The sequence below is a fragment of the Vibrio gallaecicus genome (genome assembly GCF_024347495.1).
Classification (GTDB): domain Bacteria; phylum Pseudomonadota; class Gammaproteobacteria; order Enterobacterales; family Vibrionaceae; genus Vibrio; species Vibrio gallaecicus.
The window spans coordinates 1,517,833-1,533,153 of the sequence record NZ_AP025490.1; the positions used below are offsets into that span (position 1 = coordinate 1,517,833).

The following is a 15,321-nucleotide window of genomic DNA, read 5'->3' on the forward strand; positions in this document are numbered from 1 at the left end:
AAATGATATTTATTATCGTTTGTGTTTTTGTTTCTTTTATATCGAGATTGTATTAAGGAAAGTATATGAATCGGCATTTTATGCGTACCCCAACGGCGTTCGCAGTTGCTTTAGCGGTATCGTCTGGGGTCTTAACGTCAGGGATGGTTCAAGCTGAAGAAGACGAAACGGTTGTAGTGCTAGGGCATCAACTTGAAGATAGCTCAGTCGGTCCAGATTTTAGTTATGTTGGGTTAAGCAGCCGTACAGCAACAAAAACGGATGTGGCGATTGGAGAAACTCCACGTGCAATCTCTATTGTGACTCGAGAGCATATGGATGATCGTGCCTCGATAAGCATTGCCGATGCTTTGCAATATACGCCAAGTATTCAAGCGAATTACTTTGGTGAAGACAACAAGCAAGATTGGTTTGTTATTCGCGGTTTTAAGCAAGCAAACAGTGGCTTATATCAAGATGGTACTCGTCTGTACTCTTCAGGTTTTTATAGCTGGCAAATAGACCCATTTGGTTTAGAGCGAGTAGAAATTTTACGTGGTCCCGGCTCTGCTCTTTACGGTCAAACACCTCCAGGTGGTGTTATAAATGTTGTCAGCAAACGACCACAGTTTGATGGTGGTTCAGGTCAATTTTCGGCTGAATTTGGTACAGACGATCGCAAGCAGCTCAGTTTAGATGTCAATTCAGAAGTGAGTGATAAAGTTGCATTCAGGCTGCAAGCTTTGACCCGTAAAAATGGTAGCCGTGTCGATGGTGTTGAAGCCGAACGCATTTTTATTGCCCCTTCTTTGGCTTACAAATTCACCGACGATACTCAAATTACCCTGTTAACGAGTTACCAGAAAGACGATTCAGTTCCATACTTGCAGTTCCTACCTATGGAAGGAACCCTGACTTCAAACCCTAATGGCACAATCAGCGATAGCACAGCGCTAGGTAATACTGATTGGGAAACGTTTGAACGTGAACAGTTATCCATTGGTTATGAGTTCGAGCATCACTTTAATGATCGCACTTATTTCATGCAAAACACTCGTTTTAGCCAAATGGATATCAATTTACGCCAAATGTATTACTCGCAATATGTGGGTGACACAGCACTGGCTCCGTATGATCCAACTCGTACTTCTATTATTCGCCAAGCTTCTACGGAAGAAGGAACCTCAAACGCATTCAATATTGATAACCGTTTGATTCATAATTTCAAAACGGGTGTAGTGGAACATACGTTATTAGCGGGTATCGATTATCAAAGTATAGATATCGACAGCAAAGATTACGCCGCTGACCCTATCATAGGTGATGGAAATAGCATGCTGCCTATCCCTGGAGTGGGGAATGTTCCAAATCCTATCTTCAATGTATTTAACCCGTCATACAGCAGTAATGTTGCCCTGTTGAACCCTGCAACTTTTGCCGAGTTGGATGAGTCAGATCGTCAGACAACGAAAACGAAAAATAATCAACTTGGTTTGTACTTACAAAACCAAATGATGATTGCTGATAAATGGGCTGTTCAATTGGGTGTTCGTTACGATGATTCACGTAACAAGACACATAACACTACGACAGGCGCTAAAACCAAAGTCGATAATGAAGAGTGGACGACAAACTTTGGTGTGGCTTACTTAATGGACAGTGGCTTCACGCCTTATGCAAGTTATGCTCAGTCGTTCAATCCCATTATTCAGCTTGATAAAAATGGTGACCCTGCGAAACCAGAACGAGGTCAACAGTACGAAGTCGGTTTGAAATACCAGCCACGTACTTTCAACGGTTATTTCAACATTGCAGCATTTGAAGTATCAAAAGAAAACTTAGCACGCCAAGTGGGTGGCCAATTGACTCAAATTGGTGAAGTTCGTAACCGCGGGGTAGAGCTTGAAGCTGTGGCGAATGTCACTGAAGCCTTAACTCTGATTGGTAACGTATCGTTTATCGATTCGGAAATAACAGAAGATGCTAATAGCAATTACGTAGGCAATACGCCTTCTCAAATTGCTGACCAACTTGCTTCAGCTTGGGCGAACTACCGTTTCCTAAATGGTCCTTTAGACGGGTTAACTATTGGTGCTGGCGCTCGTTATGTCGGTGACTCTTATGCAGATAATCTAGAAACCAATAAAGTGCCTTCTTATACTTTATTTGATGCCACCGTTAGCTACCGAATCGAAGATTACAAATTCCAAGTGGCTGCGAAAAACCTAGCAGACAAAGAATACATCGCAACTTGCGATTACTACTGTTTCTACGGTGACCGCCGAAACGTTATCGCAAGTATCACGTATGACTGGTAATCAGGCTTAGGTCTTCTGGATTAGAGATTTAGGTCTTGGAATCGAAACGATAAACACTCTGCCAATTTGGCAGAGTGTTTTTGTTTTTAATGGGTTAATTGTGTGTGGGGAGAGATTAGTAGTTAACGGTTCATCGATTTAAATTGAAGCTCGACTAACCTTTGGTAAAGTTCGCAGGTTTCAAGGAGTGATTGGTGGTCTCCTACATCGACAAGTTTACCTTGGTCCAATACGGCTATTTGATCCGCATGCTTAATCGTCGACAGGCGGTGAGCAATAATCAATGTGGTTCTGCCGCGCATTAACTCCTCCAAAGCTTGTTGGACATGGTGCTCACTTTCGCTGTCTAGTGCGCTGGTGGCCTCATCTAAAAGTAAGATATTAGGGTCCTTCAAAATGGCTCGTGCAATCGCAATTCGTTGACGCTGCCCTCCAGAAAGTCGGACTCCTCGTTCACCAAGGAAGCTATCATAACCTTCTGGTAAATTAAGAATAAACTCATGCGCGTGGGCTTTTTTAGCGGCTTCAATCACTTGTTCATTTGTTGCTTCAGGGCTGCCATAACGAATGTTGTGATAAACATCGTTACTGAATAAAGCAGGCTGCTGTGGCACTAATGCCATTTGCTTTCTTAGCTCATTTGGTTCAAAACGACGAATATCGACCCCACCTAATGTTACTCGACCAAGCTGCGGATCATAAAAGCGTTGCAGTAATTCAAATAGAGTTGTTTTACCCGCTCCTGACGGTCCGACTAATGCTAGCACTTTTCCTTCTTCTGCTTTTAAAGCGAGATGCTCTGTAGCGGCTTGATCGGGACGTGAAGGGTAGTGGAATGTGACATCTTCAAAGGCAACTTCTGCTGTTAGTTGATTAGTTTCAGTTGAATTTGCTTGGTTTGAATCAGCTTTGATTGAACCAACTTTTGTTGAAGTAGCTTGGGTCAAGTCAGATCCTAGCGATATCGGGTTTTGGACCGGAGCAATAATATGGCTTTCAACTTGAAGTATCTCAATGAGCCTTTCTGTTGCCCCAGCAGCGCGTTGTAGCTCACCTAAAACTTCGGAAATAGTACCTAAAGAAGAAGCTACCATAATTGCGTAAAAGACGAATGCCCCCAGATCACCACCAGACATAGTGCCGTTAATGACATCACTTCCGCCGACCCATAACATGCCTGAAATAGCACTAAACACGATGATGATGACACCTGAAATCAAGATAGCGCGTTGCTTTACGCGTTGACGCCCAATTTCATAGGCTTTTTCTACTTCAGCCGAGAACGACGCTTTTTCCTGCTCTTCATTACTATAGCTTTGCACCGTTTTGATGTGTTCAATCGCTTCGCCAGCATAAGAGCCAACATCTGCCATTGAATCTTGGCTTTTTCTGGAAAGGGTTCGAACTCTTCGCCCATAAACCAATATTGGGATCAGAATGAAAGGCACAGAAGCTAACACGATGAGAGTCAGCTTAATATTGGTGGCAAACAACATGATGATGGCGCCAATACACATTAAAGCACTGCGCATTGCCATTGAAAATGAAGAACCAATGATGCTTTGTAGTAAGGTCGTGTCGGTTGTGATCCGAGACATGATATCGCCGCTGCCATTTGTTTCAAAATAGCTAGGATGAAGAGTGATCACATGATTAAACACTGCCAGCCTAATGTCGGCGCTGACTCGTTCACCAACTGATGAAACTAGATAGAATCGAAAGAAAGTGCCTATTGATATGAGAACGGTCACGAGCAAAATAAATTGAATCGCGCTGCCTAAGTCTTCTAATGATTGTTCAGTAAAACCTTGGTCGATCAGAATGCGAATACCGTGACCAACGGAGAGCGTTAAACTTGCGGTAAAGATTAACGCGACTAACGCTGCTGCCACTCGACCTTTATAAGGTTGTATGAATTTAATTAATTCAAACAGTATTCCTAAGCTTTTTTTCTCGGGTTTATGTTCTTGGCTAATACCTGTTGATTCAGAAGCAACATTGTCTTGCATAATTGAGCCTTGGGTCATTTTTCATTTGAAACAAGGAGCTATTAAAACATCTTTTTGACTCTACCTCTGAGTATCCTGCGGCATTCTGCCTAAATTATTCTACTTCACGTTTATACACACTAAGCCTTGTCTGTTTATTTATGCAAAGGTCTTGGGGTTTGTCAGAGTGTTTTAACGAATGGATTGAAAGAGGCGTTGATTTATAAAATGGCGAGCAAGCGATTGCTATTTTATTCAATCTAGTAATTTCAGTGGTTTAGATCTTGTTCAGATCAGACCAGTCATAGAATCTAAAATAACCTTCCATTTTGTTACAAAAATTCAACAAAATAGTTTTTTATACATTTTTCTTGCATAAAACATCAATATGAATAGAATAACTGACAAATGACAATTAATGCAGTATTCCGGCATGAGTATTCAAGTAGAAAGCATCAACAAATCGTACGGGGAAACACAAGTTCTTCACGACATTAGCTTTAATTGCGAAAGTGGTGAGACTTTAGTGTTACTCGGTCCAAGTGGCGCAGGGAAAAGCTCGTTATTACGCGTATTGAACCTGTTAGAAACTGCAGATAACGGCAATTTACACATTGCAAATGAAAGCTTTGATTTTTCAGCTGAAGTGCCAGAGAAGCAGGGTCTTAAATTACGTCGTAAAGTTGGAATGGTTTTTCAGCAATACAACTTATGGCCGCACATGACTGTAATGGAAAATCTCATTGAAGCCCCGACTAAGGTCGCAGGCTTAGATAAAGAAGAAGCTTTAGCTCAGGCTGAAAAAATCCTGACTACGCTCCAACTTTCAGATAAAGCGAACGCATGGCCATTACAACTTTCTGGAGGTCAGCAGCAACGTGTCGCTATTGCTCGAGCATTAATGATGAAACCAGACGTGTTACTTTTTGATGAACCAACTGCAGCACTTGACCCGGAAATTACCAATCAAGTCGTTAAAATAATTAAAGATTTAAGTGGTACAGGTATCACTCAAGTTGTTGTAACGCACGAAGTTGATTTCGCCAAAAAAATTGCTAGCCATGTTTTGTACCTTGAAAAAGGTTACATCGTTGAACACGGAACGAGCGATTCCTTTATTAATCCGCAAACCCCAGAGTTTGCCGAATATTTAACGCATTAGATCTATTTACGCATGAGATTTAGTTAAACCAATCAAACTATAAGAATGGCGTCTAGCCAACTATTTACAGATCATTCGGAGTCACACCATGAAAAAGATTTTACTAGCTTCACTAATTGGCCTTGTTTCAGCTAATGCAGCCGCTCAAGACGAAATTAAATTCGCAATGGAAGCGACTTATGCTCCGTTCGAATACATGGACAAAAATAACCAAATCCAAGGTTTTGACGTTGACTTAGCCAATGCGCTTTGTGAAGAGATGAAAGCAAAATGTACATTCCATAACCAAGCATTCGATAGCCTAATTCCTGCTCTTAAATTCAAACGTTATGATGCGGCTATCTCGGCAATGGATATTACTGAAGCTCGTTTACAGCAAGTTAACTTCTCAGATGCGTATTACGACAATTCAGCCGCTTTCATTTCAATTGAAGGCAAAGTGGTGGATCAAGCGGCTTTATCAGGCAAGCGTGTAGGTGTTCAAAATGGTTCAACTCACCAAAGTTACCTGCTTGAGCAAATGTCTGGCGTAACAGCCGTGCCTTATTCTAGCTATCAAGATGCATTCATCGATATGAAAAATGGTCGTATTGACTCAGTGTTTGGTGATACAGCCGTGGTTGCAGAATGGTTTAAGAAGCAAGACAACCTAACGTATGTTGGCGAGCAAGTAACTAACCAAGATTATTTTGGTAATGGCTTTGGTATTGCTGTGAACAAAAGTAACCCAGAGTTAGTAGCTCAGCTAAACGCAGCACTTAAAGCTGTGAAAGCGAATGGTGCGTACGAAGAAATCTTTAACAAGTACTTCGGTAAGTAATATGGCATTAACGGGTTACTCTTTAGGGCTCGTAGAAGCAAGTTGGATGACTATTCAGCTTGCCTTCACTAGCTTATTAGTTGGTTTAGTTCTAGCGGTTTTATTTGCTGGGGGCGAGATGTCTCGTCGAATTGCAATAAAATGGCCAACGACTGCTTTCGTAACGATAGTGCGTGGACTGCCTGAAATCTTAGTTGTGCTCTTTATTTACTTCGGTTCAACTCAAGTGCTTTTCATGATGACGGGAGATTTTATTGAAGTTAGCCCGTTTCTTTCTGGTGTAGTGGCGCTGTCTTTAATCTTTGCTTCTTATGCATCTCAAACGATTCGCGGCGCACTTAAAGCCGTTAGCAAAGGTCAAAGAGAAGCCGCGAGTGCTTTAGGTATTTCCCAAGCTCGTTCTTTTTTTAGAGTTGTTCTGCCACAAGCAGTGAGACATGCTTTACCTGGCTTAACCAACCAATGGCTGGTTCTACTTAAAGATACTGCGCTGGTTTCACTGATTGGCGTGACCGATTTACTTAAGCAAGCACAGCTAACATCTGCAGCAACTCATGAAGCATTTACTTGGTATGCAACGGCTGCGGCGATTTACTTGATAATTACTCTGATCACTCAAAGGGCGGTAAAGGTCATTGATGGTAAATTCGCGATTCAAGGACATAGTTCAGGTAAAGGGGCTTTGGCATGAATGAACAACACTTCAGTCAGATGCTTGAAGGTTTGGTGACAAGCCTACAGCTAACAGGAGCTTCATTATTAGTTGGTTGTATCTTGTCATTGCTTATGACGGTAACGCTGATTTTACGTTTACCGGTTATTCATTGGTTTACTCGCGGTTTGATTACTCTATTTACGGGCACTCCGTTACTAGTGCAGATCTTTTTGGTGTATTACGGACCGGGTCAATTTGATTGGATTCGTGAAAGCTTTTTATGGGCTTGGTTAAGCCAACCTTGGTTCTGTGCCATGTTAGCGTTAGCTTTGAACACGGCGGCATACAGTACTTTACTGTTTAGAGGTGCATTTAACGCAATTCCTGCTGGTCAGTGGGAAGGATGCCGAGCATTAGGAATGGATAAAGTAGCGACTCTAAAAGTGTTATTGCCTTATGCATTGCGTCGTGCTGTTCCTGCTTATTCTAATGAAGTAATTTTAGTTTTCAAAGGGACTTCTTTGGCAAGCACGATTACCATTATGGATTTAATGGGGTACGCGCAGCGTATTAATGGCCAAACTTACGATACCTTAGCGGTATTTGGTGTAGCCGGTGCTTTTTACTTAGCGGTAAATGGAGTGTTGACGCTGATTTTCCGTCAAGTAGAAAAGAAAGCTTTAGCTTTTGAAACGGTTTAATCGCCAAGTCAGTTCGTTTTTCCGTAAATCTAATTTGTAAGTCTAAACTAATTCGTAAGTATAAATAGAAACGCCGTTACTTCTATACATACCAAATAAGGAGCTTTCCTGAATGTTGGTGCTCGAAGTGACGGCGTTTTTTGTTTCTGTCCTTGTACTACTAATTCGCTCTATGAATTAGATTTTGTATTATCTGCATTTCTTGTATTAGCCACATCTGAATCGGCTTTCGTTTCTGCTGATCCTTCGACTTTTGGAGCTTGTTCTTGAACGGGAACCTTCCAATCTCCTCCTAATACTTTGTAAACCGCGACTGTCGTTTGAGCAGTCTGAAGCTTGGCTGCTACCTGTCTGTCTTGCATCATTCTCTGTTGCCTTTGAGCATCCAAAACCGCTAGGTGATCCGCTAAACCAGCTTTGTACAAGGCTTTTGCTTTTTCAACTGCGTTATCGACCGCACGAGTCGCTTCATCAACACGTTTTTGATTTTCTTGGCTACGACCATAAGCAAATAAGGTCGAGTCGACTTCTAGAAACGCACTGTCTACCGTATGTTGGTAACTCAGTGCTGCAACTTTAAACCTCGCTTCATTGAGCTCAACCATGGCTTCACCACGACCACCATCGAACACATTCCACTGAATACCCGCAGCAGCAGCCCAACCAAATGAATCGCTGCTGAACAGGTCATCAAAACTACCTGCTGTTACACCCGGTGTACCCGTTAAGAAAAATTTAGGGTAGCGGTGAGCAATACTCGCCCCTAAGTCTTCATTAATTGCAGCCATCTCTCGCTCTGCCATTTTGATATCTGGTCGGCGAGTTAATAATTCAGAAGGCAACCCTGTTGGAATGACATCTGTGAGCGTTGGTAATTGGTAATCACTCTCTAGACGAGCATTGATGTTACCAAGTGATTCACCAAGTAATACTGCCATTCTTTGCTTGTGTACTTGTTCTGCAATCTCAAGTTGAGGTACCACGGATTCAGTTGCGGCTAACATCGCTTTTGCCTGTGCTAAGTCGAGTTCTGAGCCGTAACCACTTCTTACTACTTTAGAAACCAGATCTAAGGTCTTCTTTTGGTCTTCAATATTCAATAAAGCCAGTGCTTTACGTTCATGTGCTCCTCGGTATTGAAGGTAGTTATGGATAAGATCCGCAGTTATCAAAGTCGTGAGTCCTGACTGAAATATTTCAGCCTGCTCTACGCGGATAGTGGCCGAGTTGACTTGTTTATCAATTCTTCCAAACAGATCCATTTCCCAAGCAATACTTGCCCCAAGAAAACCGCCGTCATGTTGAGCCTCCATTAAAGACATTCCTGTCGCTGATTCAACTTGATCGGATGCACCAAATACAGGACCAAGTAGAGAGTCATTTTCACTCAGTTGGTAGTTATAGTAACCACCACCAAGACTGACGGTTGGAACTTTAAAAGACTCAACAACGCTTTTATATGAATTAGCCATATTGATTCTTTCTGCGGCTAATTTTATGGGTATGTTGTCTTGCTGAACATTTAGCACTAATTGGTTCAATACCGGATCATTAAATTGAGTCCACCATTGATTATTCTCAATGTTTTGAGCTGCCGTATTTTCATCTGACGGACTGTATAAATACGTTTCAGCCATTGTGGTTTCAGGAGCTTGGTAATCTGGCCCTACTGCACAGCCTGTTAATAGCAAAGCGAGCATGATAGGGGCGATTTTAAATGTTGGCTTAGATAGCATTTTCATTTTTGAACTCCTTATTGGGCTGCTTGTTGGTTTGTTTTAAGGCTTGTTTCTAAGCTTTTGGAATCAAGATCTTTAGCGTCGTCGTTTTTTGTACCTTGATTATTTGCCTTTTTATCTTCTGCTTTGTAGAACAGTTGATACAAGGCTGGCATAACAAACAGTGATAGAACTGTAGCAGCTGCTAATCCGCCAATGATCGTTGCAGCCATCTGGTCGAATAGTAGGTCGGTCAATAGTGGAATCATTCCAAGTGCGGTGGTTAGCGCGCCCATTGAAATTGCCATTGTGCGGTTTACCGTTGCTTCCTTAATGGCTTCTGAAAGTGACTTTCCATAGCTACGCTCAAGTTCAATCTGGTCCATTAGAACAATGCCATTTTTGATGATCATGCCCGTTAAGGTTACTGCGCCAATTAACGCCATAAAGCCAAATGGTTTATCCAGTAGCAATAGGCTGAATGTTGCGCCAGTAGCTGCCAGTGGAAGAGTAGTGAAAATAATGACAGGCTGCTTAAAGCCGTTAAACATAGCAACCAAGATGATGACCATGAGTAGCATTGCTTTAGGAAGTTGCTTCAAAATATCACTGACGGCTTTATGCTCGTCGTAATATTCGCCGCCCCACTCAAGGGAATAACCTTCAGGTAATTCAATCGCTTCGATTAGAGGCTTAACTGAGTTTCTTACTGCGGCTGGAGTGGTATATCTGCCAACACCAGCTTGAGCTGTAATTGTTTTTACGCGATCTCTTCGCCAAATCATGCTTTCTTCAGTAACAAGCTCGAAACCATCCACAACTTGACCAAGTGGTACGCTGTGCATTCCTAATATTGAACTGACAGGCAGCGTTTCAAGAGACTCTATTGACTGTGCAGTGCCGCGAAGTTGAATAGTGATCAGCTCGTCATTCAGATTCATTCGACCTAGAGGCATACCTTCAGATGCTCGTTTCATTGCAAAGGCAATATCAGCACGGTTTACACCTGCGTGGCGCATCTTATCTTGGTTAATGATTGGAACTAAAACTTTACTCTTCTGGCGCCAATCATCACGGACATATTTAGCATCTGGATGAGCTGAGAAAATAGTTTTTGCTTGGTCTGCTAGGTCATGTAGAACTTTTTCATCAGGTCCTGAGAATCGAGCTTCAACACTGAACTTATCAGCAGTTGCTAACTTCAGGCTTCTGAACCTTGGGTTTGCATTCGGAAACTCTTTAGCAAGCCATTCATCAGAGCGAGCGATAAGTGGGCTGAGTGACGGATAGTCGGTAGCATTAATAAGAATCTGGCCGTAAGCAGGGTCAAATGGTTCTGGTTCAATCGTTACCGAGAACCTAGGTGCTCCTGCGCCAACATACGTTGAAATACTTTCGACTTCAGGTTGCTCTAATAGCCATCCCTCTATGCGCTTCATATCAACTGAGGTTTGCTCTATTTTGGCACCATTAGGTAGCCAGTAATCAAGGAACAAAATCGGTCTGTCAGCTTGAGGTATAAAGTTAATCGCAATATGTGGAACCGCAAATGCAGTGACTAGAATCAACGGGATAAGTGCTGACAATGCCTTTAAAGGATTGTCGACCGTCCAGCTGACACTGCGTTTGTAGATGCTGTTTTTCTCTTGTTTTTTTTCTTTAGATGGCTTGATGAACATCCAACACATCAATGCTGTAAAGGTCATTGCCACAAACCATGATAGCAACAGCGAAGATGCAATAATCAGGAAGACAGAACTGGCAAATTCAGCGGCATCAGTTTGAGAAAAAATAACTGGGCTAGCCCCCATGATAGCAATGACGGTTGCACCAAAGAGTGGGGTTGCTGTTTCTTTAACTGAGTCAATGGCTGCCTTGGTACGATCAACCCCTTTATTGATTTTACTTATCATCATATCGGTGATCACAATCGCGTTATCCACCAGCATACCGAGCGCAAGGATGAAGGTACCCAGCGAAACGCGATGTAAGTCGATACCCGATAGATTCATGTAAATCAAAGTAAGGAGTATGGTTAGTAATAGGCTAGTACCAACAATTGTGGCGCTTTTCAGCCCCATAAAAATTGATAAAACAATGAATACAATCGCGACACTTTCAAGTAGGTTACTTACGAAATTATCAATCGATTTTTGAACTTCTTCAGGTTGATTAGCAACCGTTGCAATCTCAACACCAAGAGGCAGTTCAGACTGATATTGAGTGACGATTTCATCTATCTGATCTCCCAGTGATACGACATTAATACCAGAAACAGGGCTCATAGCTAATGTAACAGCGGGTGAGCCATTGTAGCGGTTTTCTGTCATTGCGGGTTCTTGATAACCCATCGAGACTTCAGCTATATCACCTAGTCGAATTAGACCTGTACCAATTTCACTGACTCCACCTTTAAGGACAAGGTTTCTTATGTCATCTAGGGAACGAAATTCACTGGATTGTTGAATACGGATACGTTCTTGCCCAACGGCATATTTTCCAGCTTCGAATGTGGTATTTTGAGTATTTAGCTGGCTCCATACTTGCGCGATAGATAAACCATACTGAGCCAATCTTTCATCAGGAATGTCAATATGTACCACGCGTGGTTGAACGCCATGTAGTTCGACTTTCTTTATGCCATCCACGGTTTTAATTCGGCGTTGTAATTCTTCAGCATATAGACGAAGTGACACAGGAGAAGCATCTTCACTATGGATAGAAAATAACATGCCATAGACTTCTGAAAACTCATCTTGAACAATACTAATTTGAGCACTGGAAGGGAGCAGCATTTTCATGTCTGATACCTTACGTCTCAATAGATCCCATTCCTGTGGCAGCTCTTGAGAGTTTAAAGACTCTTTTAGGTCAACAAAAACCATCGACATTCCCGGTCGAGAAAGCGATCTCAAACGGTTTAATGTCCCGATTTCTTGTAATTTGGTTTCAACGGTATCGGTCACCTGTTGTTCTACTTCTTCAGCAGAAGCTCCTGGGTAAATCGTAACGACTACCGCGGTTTTAATGGTGAAGCTAGGATCTTCTAATTTCCCTAAATCAAAGTAGGAATACAGTCCAGCAATTACACTTAAAACTGTAAAGAAGAGAACAAAGGTTCGTTGTTTAATCGCAAAATCAGCTAAATTAATCATCATTCACCTATATGTCTTTGACTTGAATAGAATTAAGCTCTTGCCCTTCGTAAAGGTAAGCAGCACCACTTATGACAACATGATCTCCCATGTTCAAATCACCTTGAACACATACAGATTGGTCACTGAATGAAGAAACATTGACTGTGACACCAGAAGCATGTGCATCCTTAACGACGTAAACTTTGTCAATACCTTCCTTAGAAACAAGTGAAGAGTAAGGTAAACAATGGTTAGAGTTTGCTTCACCGAGTTGAGTTGAAAGTGTTACGGCTTTGCCTGGTAATAAACCATGCTCGGATATGTCTATACCTTGTTCATTTTGGGTGTTTAGACGATAAGTGACGGAGTAGGTCTGCTTTATTGGGTGTGGGAGTGACGAAATCTCTTCTGCGTACCCAGTAAGCGGTGTATTGGATTGGTACCAGCTAATGTTGGCGCTTTGACCTGGTTTAAATTGGTGGATGAGGTTTTCAGGCACATCAATCTTCACTTCTAGCTCATCTGGCTTATGAATGGTAAAGACCGCGATGCCCGGTAGCACTTGTTCAAATTGATCAAAGTTTGAAGCGGCAATGACACCTTCAAAAGGTGCTAAAAGACGAGTGTATCGAATCATATCTTTTGCTCGACGTATGTTCTGCTCAACCACTTTTACGGCAGATTCACTTCTTTCATAGCCGCTGATTGCTCGGTCTAAGTTGACACTAGCAATCGCATCATCAGCAATGGCTTGTTTTACTCTTGCGAGTTCCGCTTTTGCGAGCTTATGCGCTGATTTTGCTTCTAAAGCACGGGCTTGGAGCTCTTCTAAAGCAACGTGGTAGTCGTGTGGGTCTAACTGCGCAATAGGTTGACCTTTTTTAACCGTTTCGCCTGTTTTAACGAGAATATTTTGAATTGTCCCCGGCACTCGAAAAGCAACCCCTGCGGTTTCTGCTGATTGCAATTTACCGGTAAAAACTTTGGTAGATAAATGAGCGCTGTCTTTAAGTTCAACAACATGAACAAGACGGTTTAGTTTTTCCGTTGAGGTTTGATCAGCAGCGGTTTGTGGTTCTAGCGAATTATTGCAGCCAACAAGAGAAAATAGAGTGGCTGCTAATACAGTATATCGATGAGGAATAGTCATAGATTGCTCCTATAAATAAGTGGAGCAATTCTATCGTTACAGCGCTATAAGATAATCAGGCCTAGTTGAATAACACTGTCTCGATAAATGAGACAATGATTATATTTTTGGAAGTTCTTGTAATAAAAAGTCGATCAAAAGTTGGCTGGCATGACTTAGAGCTTTTCGCTGTGGGTACAGCAACCATGCTTCTTCAGTTTTGACTTCTTTTTGAGGAAATAGATTAATTAAGGTTCCATCTTTGAGTTCTTGTCGAACGAGAAGCTCAGGTAATAGTGAAATACCACGATGACGGCAGGTTGCACCTTTTACAAAACCGATACTATCACTAACGACTTTAGGTTCCACTTTGATGACTTGATCAAGTATTTCCCATTGCTTATCAATGTCTCCACTAGGCCAGCGAAAACAGATAAATTTATGGCTGACGAGTTCATTTAGATTAGCCGGTGATCCGAACTGTTCGAGGTAAGTTGGACTAGCAACGAATATACGCTGAAGGTCCATCACTTTACGAGCGACTACGTTTGTATCGTGTAAACGACCGCCATGCATCGCCAAATCCAGCCCTTGTCGATACATATCAAGGAATCCGTTGTTTATGCTCCTAATATCGAGTTCTATCTCTGGATATAGATCTTGGAACTTAAACAGTGAGGCTTGAATAATGTCACCTGTTTCTGGCAATAGACCAATTTTTACTCGCCCGTGGGGGATTTCTAATAGATTAGAAGCAACTCGATTGGCTTTTTCTAAAGCGGTAAGCGCTTTGGTTAACTCGTGATAATAAAGCTCGCCTGATTTAGTTAACGACAGGCTGCGAGTCGTTCTAAAAAACAATTGAATACTGAGAGCTTTTTCTAAATCATTAATTCGACGGCTGACGTTGGCTCTTGGTAAATCCAGTGCGTTTGCTGCTGCAGTGAAATTGCCTAGCTCAACGACAGTCGTAAACAGTTTTAAGTCTTCAATTTTCATAGTTTTTAGGAACTTTCGTAACTTGCGAGAAAGGCAAATCCTATCTTATTTTAGCGACCTCGACCATCAACCATAACAACAATTGTTTTAGTGATAATGCTTAAGTCCGTTTTTATCCACGATTTAACAGAGCATAGGCTGAGCGCATAGCTGTGGTCAAAACCTACTTTGCGTCTTACATCCTCAATACAGGTGTCATAGCCTTGGTTTACTTGAGCTAAGCCGGTGATACCTGGAAGTACGCCATAAGTTCTATCTGCAAAGTATGGAATTTCAGTCTCTAATTTATTGTAGAAAGTAGGGCGTTCGGGTCTTGGACCAATAAGTGACATCTCTCCTTTTAGTACGTTAAACAGTTGTGGTAACTCATCGAGTCTTGTTTTTCTTAGGAAGTTGCCAATGGGGGTGATTCTTGGGTCATTTTTACTGGCCCACACAGCACCTGAACGTGTTTCAGCATCTTGGTACATGCTACGAAACTTCATTATTTCAAACAACGCCATTTTATCGGGCGTCGATTTTCCTACTCTTAGTTGGCGATAAAAAACAGGACCTTTTGAAGAAACTGCAATCGCAAATGCAATAATAGGGAAGAGAGGTAGAAAAATCACAAGTGCGACTAGAGCGCCCAGAAAGTCAAAAGTACGTTTAGCGTGCGAAATTTTATTCTGGTACAGGCTATTTTTGTTTAGGTAAAGATTAGTGTTCATCATAA

10 protein-coding genes and 1 pseudogene are annotated in these 15,321 nt (G+C 41.9%); 5 read left to right on the plus strand and 6 right to left on the minus strand.

Annotation, left to right across the window (positions count from 1 at the left end):
• Nucleotides 1-80: 80 nt before the first annotated feature.
• Nucleotides 81-2,297, plus strand: coding sequence for a TonB-dependent siderophore receptor (locus OCU78_RS06735; protein ID WP_137372814.1), 2,217 nt, complete (start codon nt 81-83; stop codon nt 2,295-2,297).
• Between the two features lie 122 nt (nt 2,298-2,419).
• Here OCU78_RS06735 and OCU78_RS06740 read toward each other — a convergent pair whose 3' ends face one another.
• The gene (locus OCU78_RS06740) at nt 2,420-4,306 is read right to left on the minus strand and encodes an ABC transporter ATP-binding protein/permease (RefSeq protein WP_137372770.1); all 1,887 of its coding nucleotides are present in this window, start codon (nt 4,304-4,306) and stop codon (nt 2,420-2,422) included.
• Nucleotides 4,307-4,718: 412 nt separating this feature from the next.
• Here OCU78_RS06740 and artP point away from each other — a divergent pair, with 412 nt between their 5' ends.
• The 4 genes from artP (at nt 4,719) to artM (ending at nt 7,623) form a co-directional block, all read left to right on the plus strand.
• The gene (gene artP / locus OCU78_RS06745; protein ID WP_137372815.1) at nt 4,719-5,447 is read left to right on the plus strand and encodes an arginine ABC transporter ATP-binding protein ArtP; all 729 of its coding nucleotides are present in this window, start codon (nt 4,719-4,721) and stop codon (nt 5,445-5,447) included.
• 88 nt (nt 5,448-5,535) lie between these two features.
• The gene (locus OCU78_RS06750; protein WP_137372771.1) at nt 5,536-6,267 is read left to right on the plus strand and encodes a lysine/arginine/ornithine ABC transporter substrate-binding protein; all 732 of its coding nucleotides are present in this window, start codon (nt 5,536-5,538) and stop codon (nt 6,265-6,267) included.
• 1 nt (nt 6,268) lies between these two features.
• Complete coding sequence (gene artQ, locus OCU78_RS06755; RefSeq protein WP_137372816.1) at nt 6,269-6,958, plus strand: arginine ABC transporter permease ArtQ; 690 nt, start codon at nt 6,269-6,271, stop codon at nt 6,956-6,958.
• Nucleotides 6,955-7,623, plus strand: a complete 669-nt coding sequence (gene artM / locus OCU78_RS06760) for an arginine ABC transporter permease ArtM (RefSeq protein ID WP_137372772.1) — start codon at nt 6,955-6,957, stop codon at nt 7,621-7,623. The genes artQ and artM overlap by 4 nt, the downstream gene beginning before the upstream one ends.
• 257 nt (nt 7,624-7,880) lie before the next feature.
• Here artM and OCU78_RS06765 read toward each other — a convergent pair.
• The 5 genes and pseudogenes from OCU78_RS06765 to OCU78_RS06785 all read right to left on the minus strand — a co-directional run.
• Nucleotides 7,881-9,359, minus strand: a pseudogene (locus OCU78_RS06765) (efflux transporter outer membrane subunit); the annotation flags it as partial.
• A gap of 17 nt (nt 9,360-9,376) precedes the next feature.
• A complete protein-coding gene (locus OCU78_RS06770) occupies nt 9,377-12,496 on the minus strand; it encodes an efflux RND transporter permease subunit (protein ID WP_137372818.1) in 3,120 nt (1,039 codons plus the stop codon).
• Nucleotides 12,497-12,503: 7 nt separating this feature from the next.
• A complete protein-coding gene (locus OCU78_RS06775; RefSeq protein WP_137372773.1) occupies nt 12,504-13,628 on the minus strand; it encodes an efflux RND transporter periplasmic adaptor subunit in 1,125 nt (374 codons plus the stop codon).
• A 99-nt stretch (nt 13,629-13,727) separates the two neighbouring features.
• Nucleotides 13,728-14,606 carry a LysR family transcriptional regulator gene (locus tag OCU78_RS06780; protein WP_137372774.1) on the minus strand — a complete coding sequence of 293 codons (879 nt, stop codon included), beginning with the start codon at nt 14,604-14,606 and terminating at the stop codon, nt 13,728-13,730.
• A gap of 50 nt (nt 14,607-14,656) precedes the next feature.
• Nucleotides 14,657-15,316: a sugar transferase gene (locus OCU78_RS06785; RefSeq protein WP_372266786.1), complete on the minus strand. Its 660-nt coding sequence runs from the start codon at nt 15,314-15,316 to the stop codon at nt 14,657-14,659.
• Nucleotides 15,317-15,321 lie beyond the last annotated feature (5 nt).

Bases quoted from the DNA above. Each gene is read 5' to 3' on its own strand.
- OCU78_RS06735 (WP_137372814.1), top strand. From the start codon at position 81: ATGCGTACCCCAACGGCGTTCGCAGTTGCTTTAGCGGTATCGTCTGGG.
- OCU78_RS06740 (WP_137372770.1), bottom strand. From the start codon at position 4,306: ATGCAAGACAATGTTGCTTCTGAATCAACAGGTATTAGCCAAGAACAT.
- artP (WP_137372815.1), top strand. From the start codon at position 4,719: ATGAGTATTCAAGTAGAAAGCATCAACAAATCGTACGGGGAAACACAA.
- OCU78_RS06750 (WP_137372771.1), top strand. From the start codon at position 5,536: ATGAAAAAGATTTTACTAGCTTCACTAATTGGCCTTGTTTCAGCTAAT.
- artQ (WP_137372816.1), top strand. From the start codon at position 6,269: ATGGCATTAACGGGTTACTCTTTAGGGCTCGTAGAAGCAAGTTGGATG.
- artM (WP_137372772.1), top strand. From the start codon at position 6,955: ATGAATGAACAACACTTCAGTCAGATGCTTGAAGGTTTGGTGACAAGC.
- OCU78_RS06770 (WP_137372818.1), bottom strand. From the start codon at position 12,496: ATGATTAATTTAGCTGATTTTGCGATTAAACAACGAACCTTTGTTCTC.
- OCU78_RS06775 (WP_137372773.1), bottom strand. From the start codon at position 13,628: ATGACTATTCCTCATCGATATACTGTATTAGCAGCCACTCTATTTTCT.
- OCU78_RS06780 (WP_137372774.1), bottom strand. From the start codon at position 14,606: ATGAAAATTGAAGACTTAAAACTGTTTACGACTGTCGTTGAGCTAGGC.
- OCU78_RS06785 (WP_372266786.1), bottom strand. From the start codon at position 15,316: ATGAACACTAATCTTTACCTAAACAAAAATAGCCTGTACCAGAATAAA.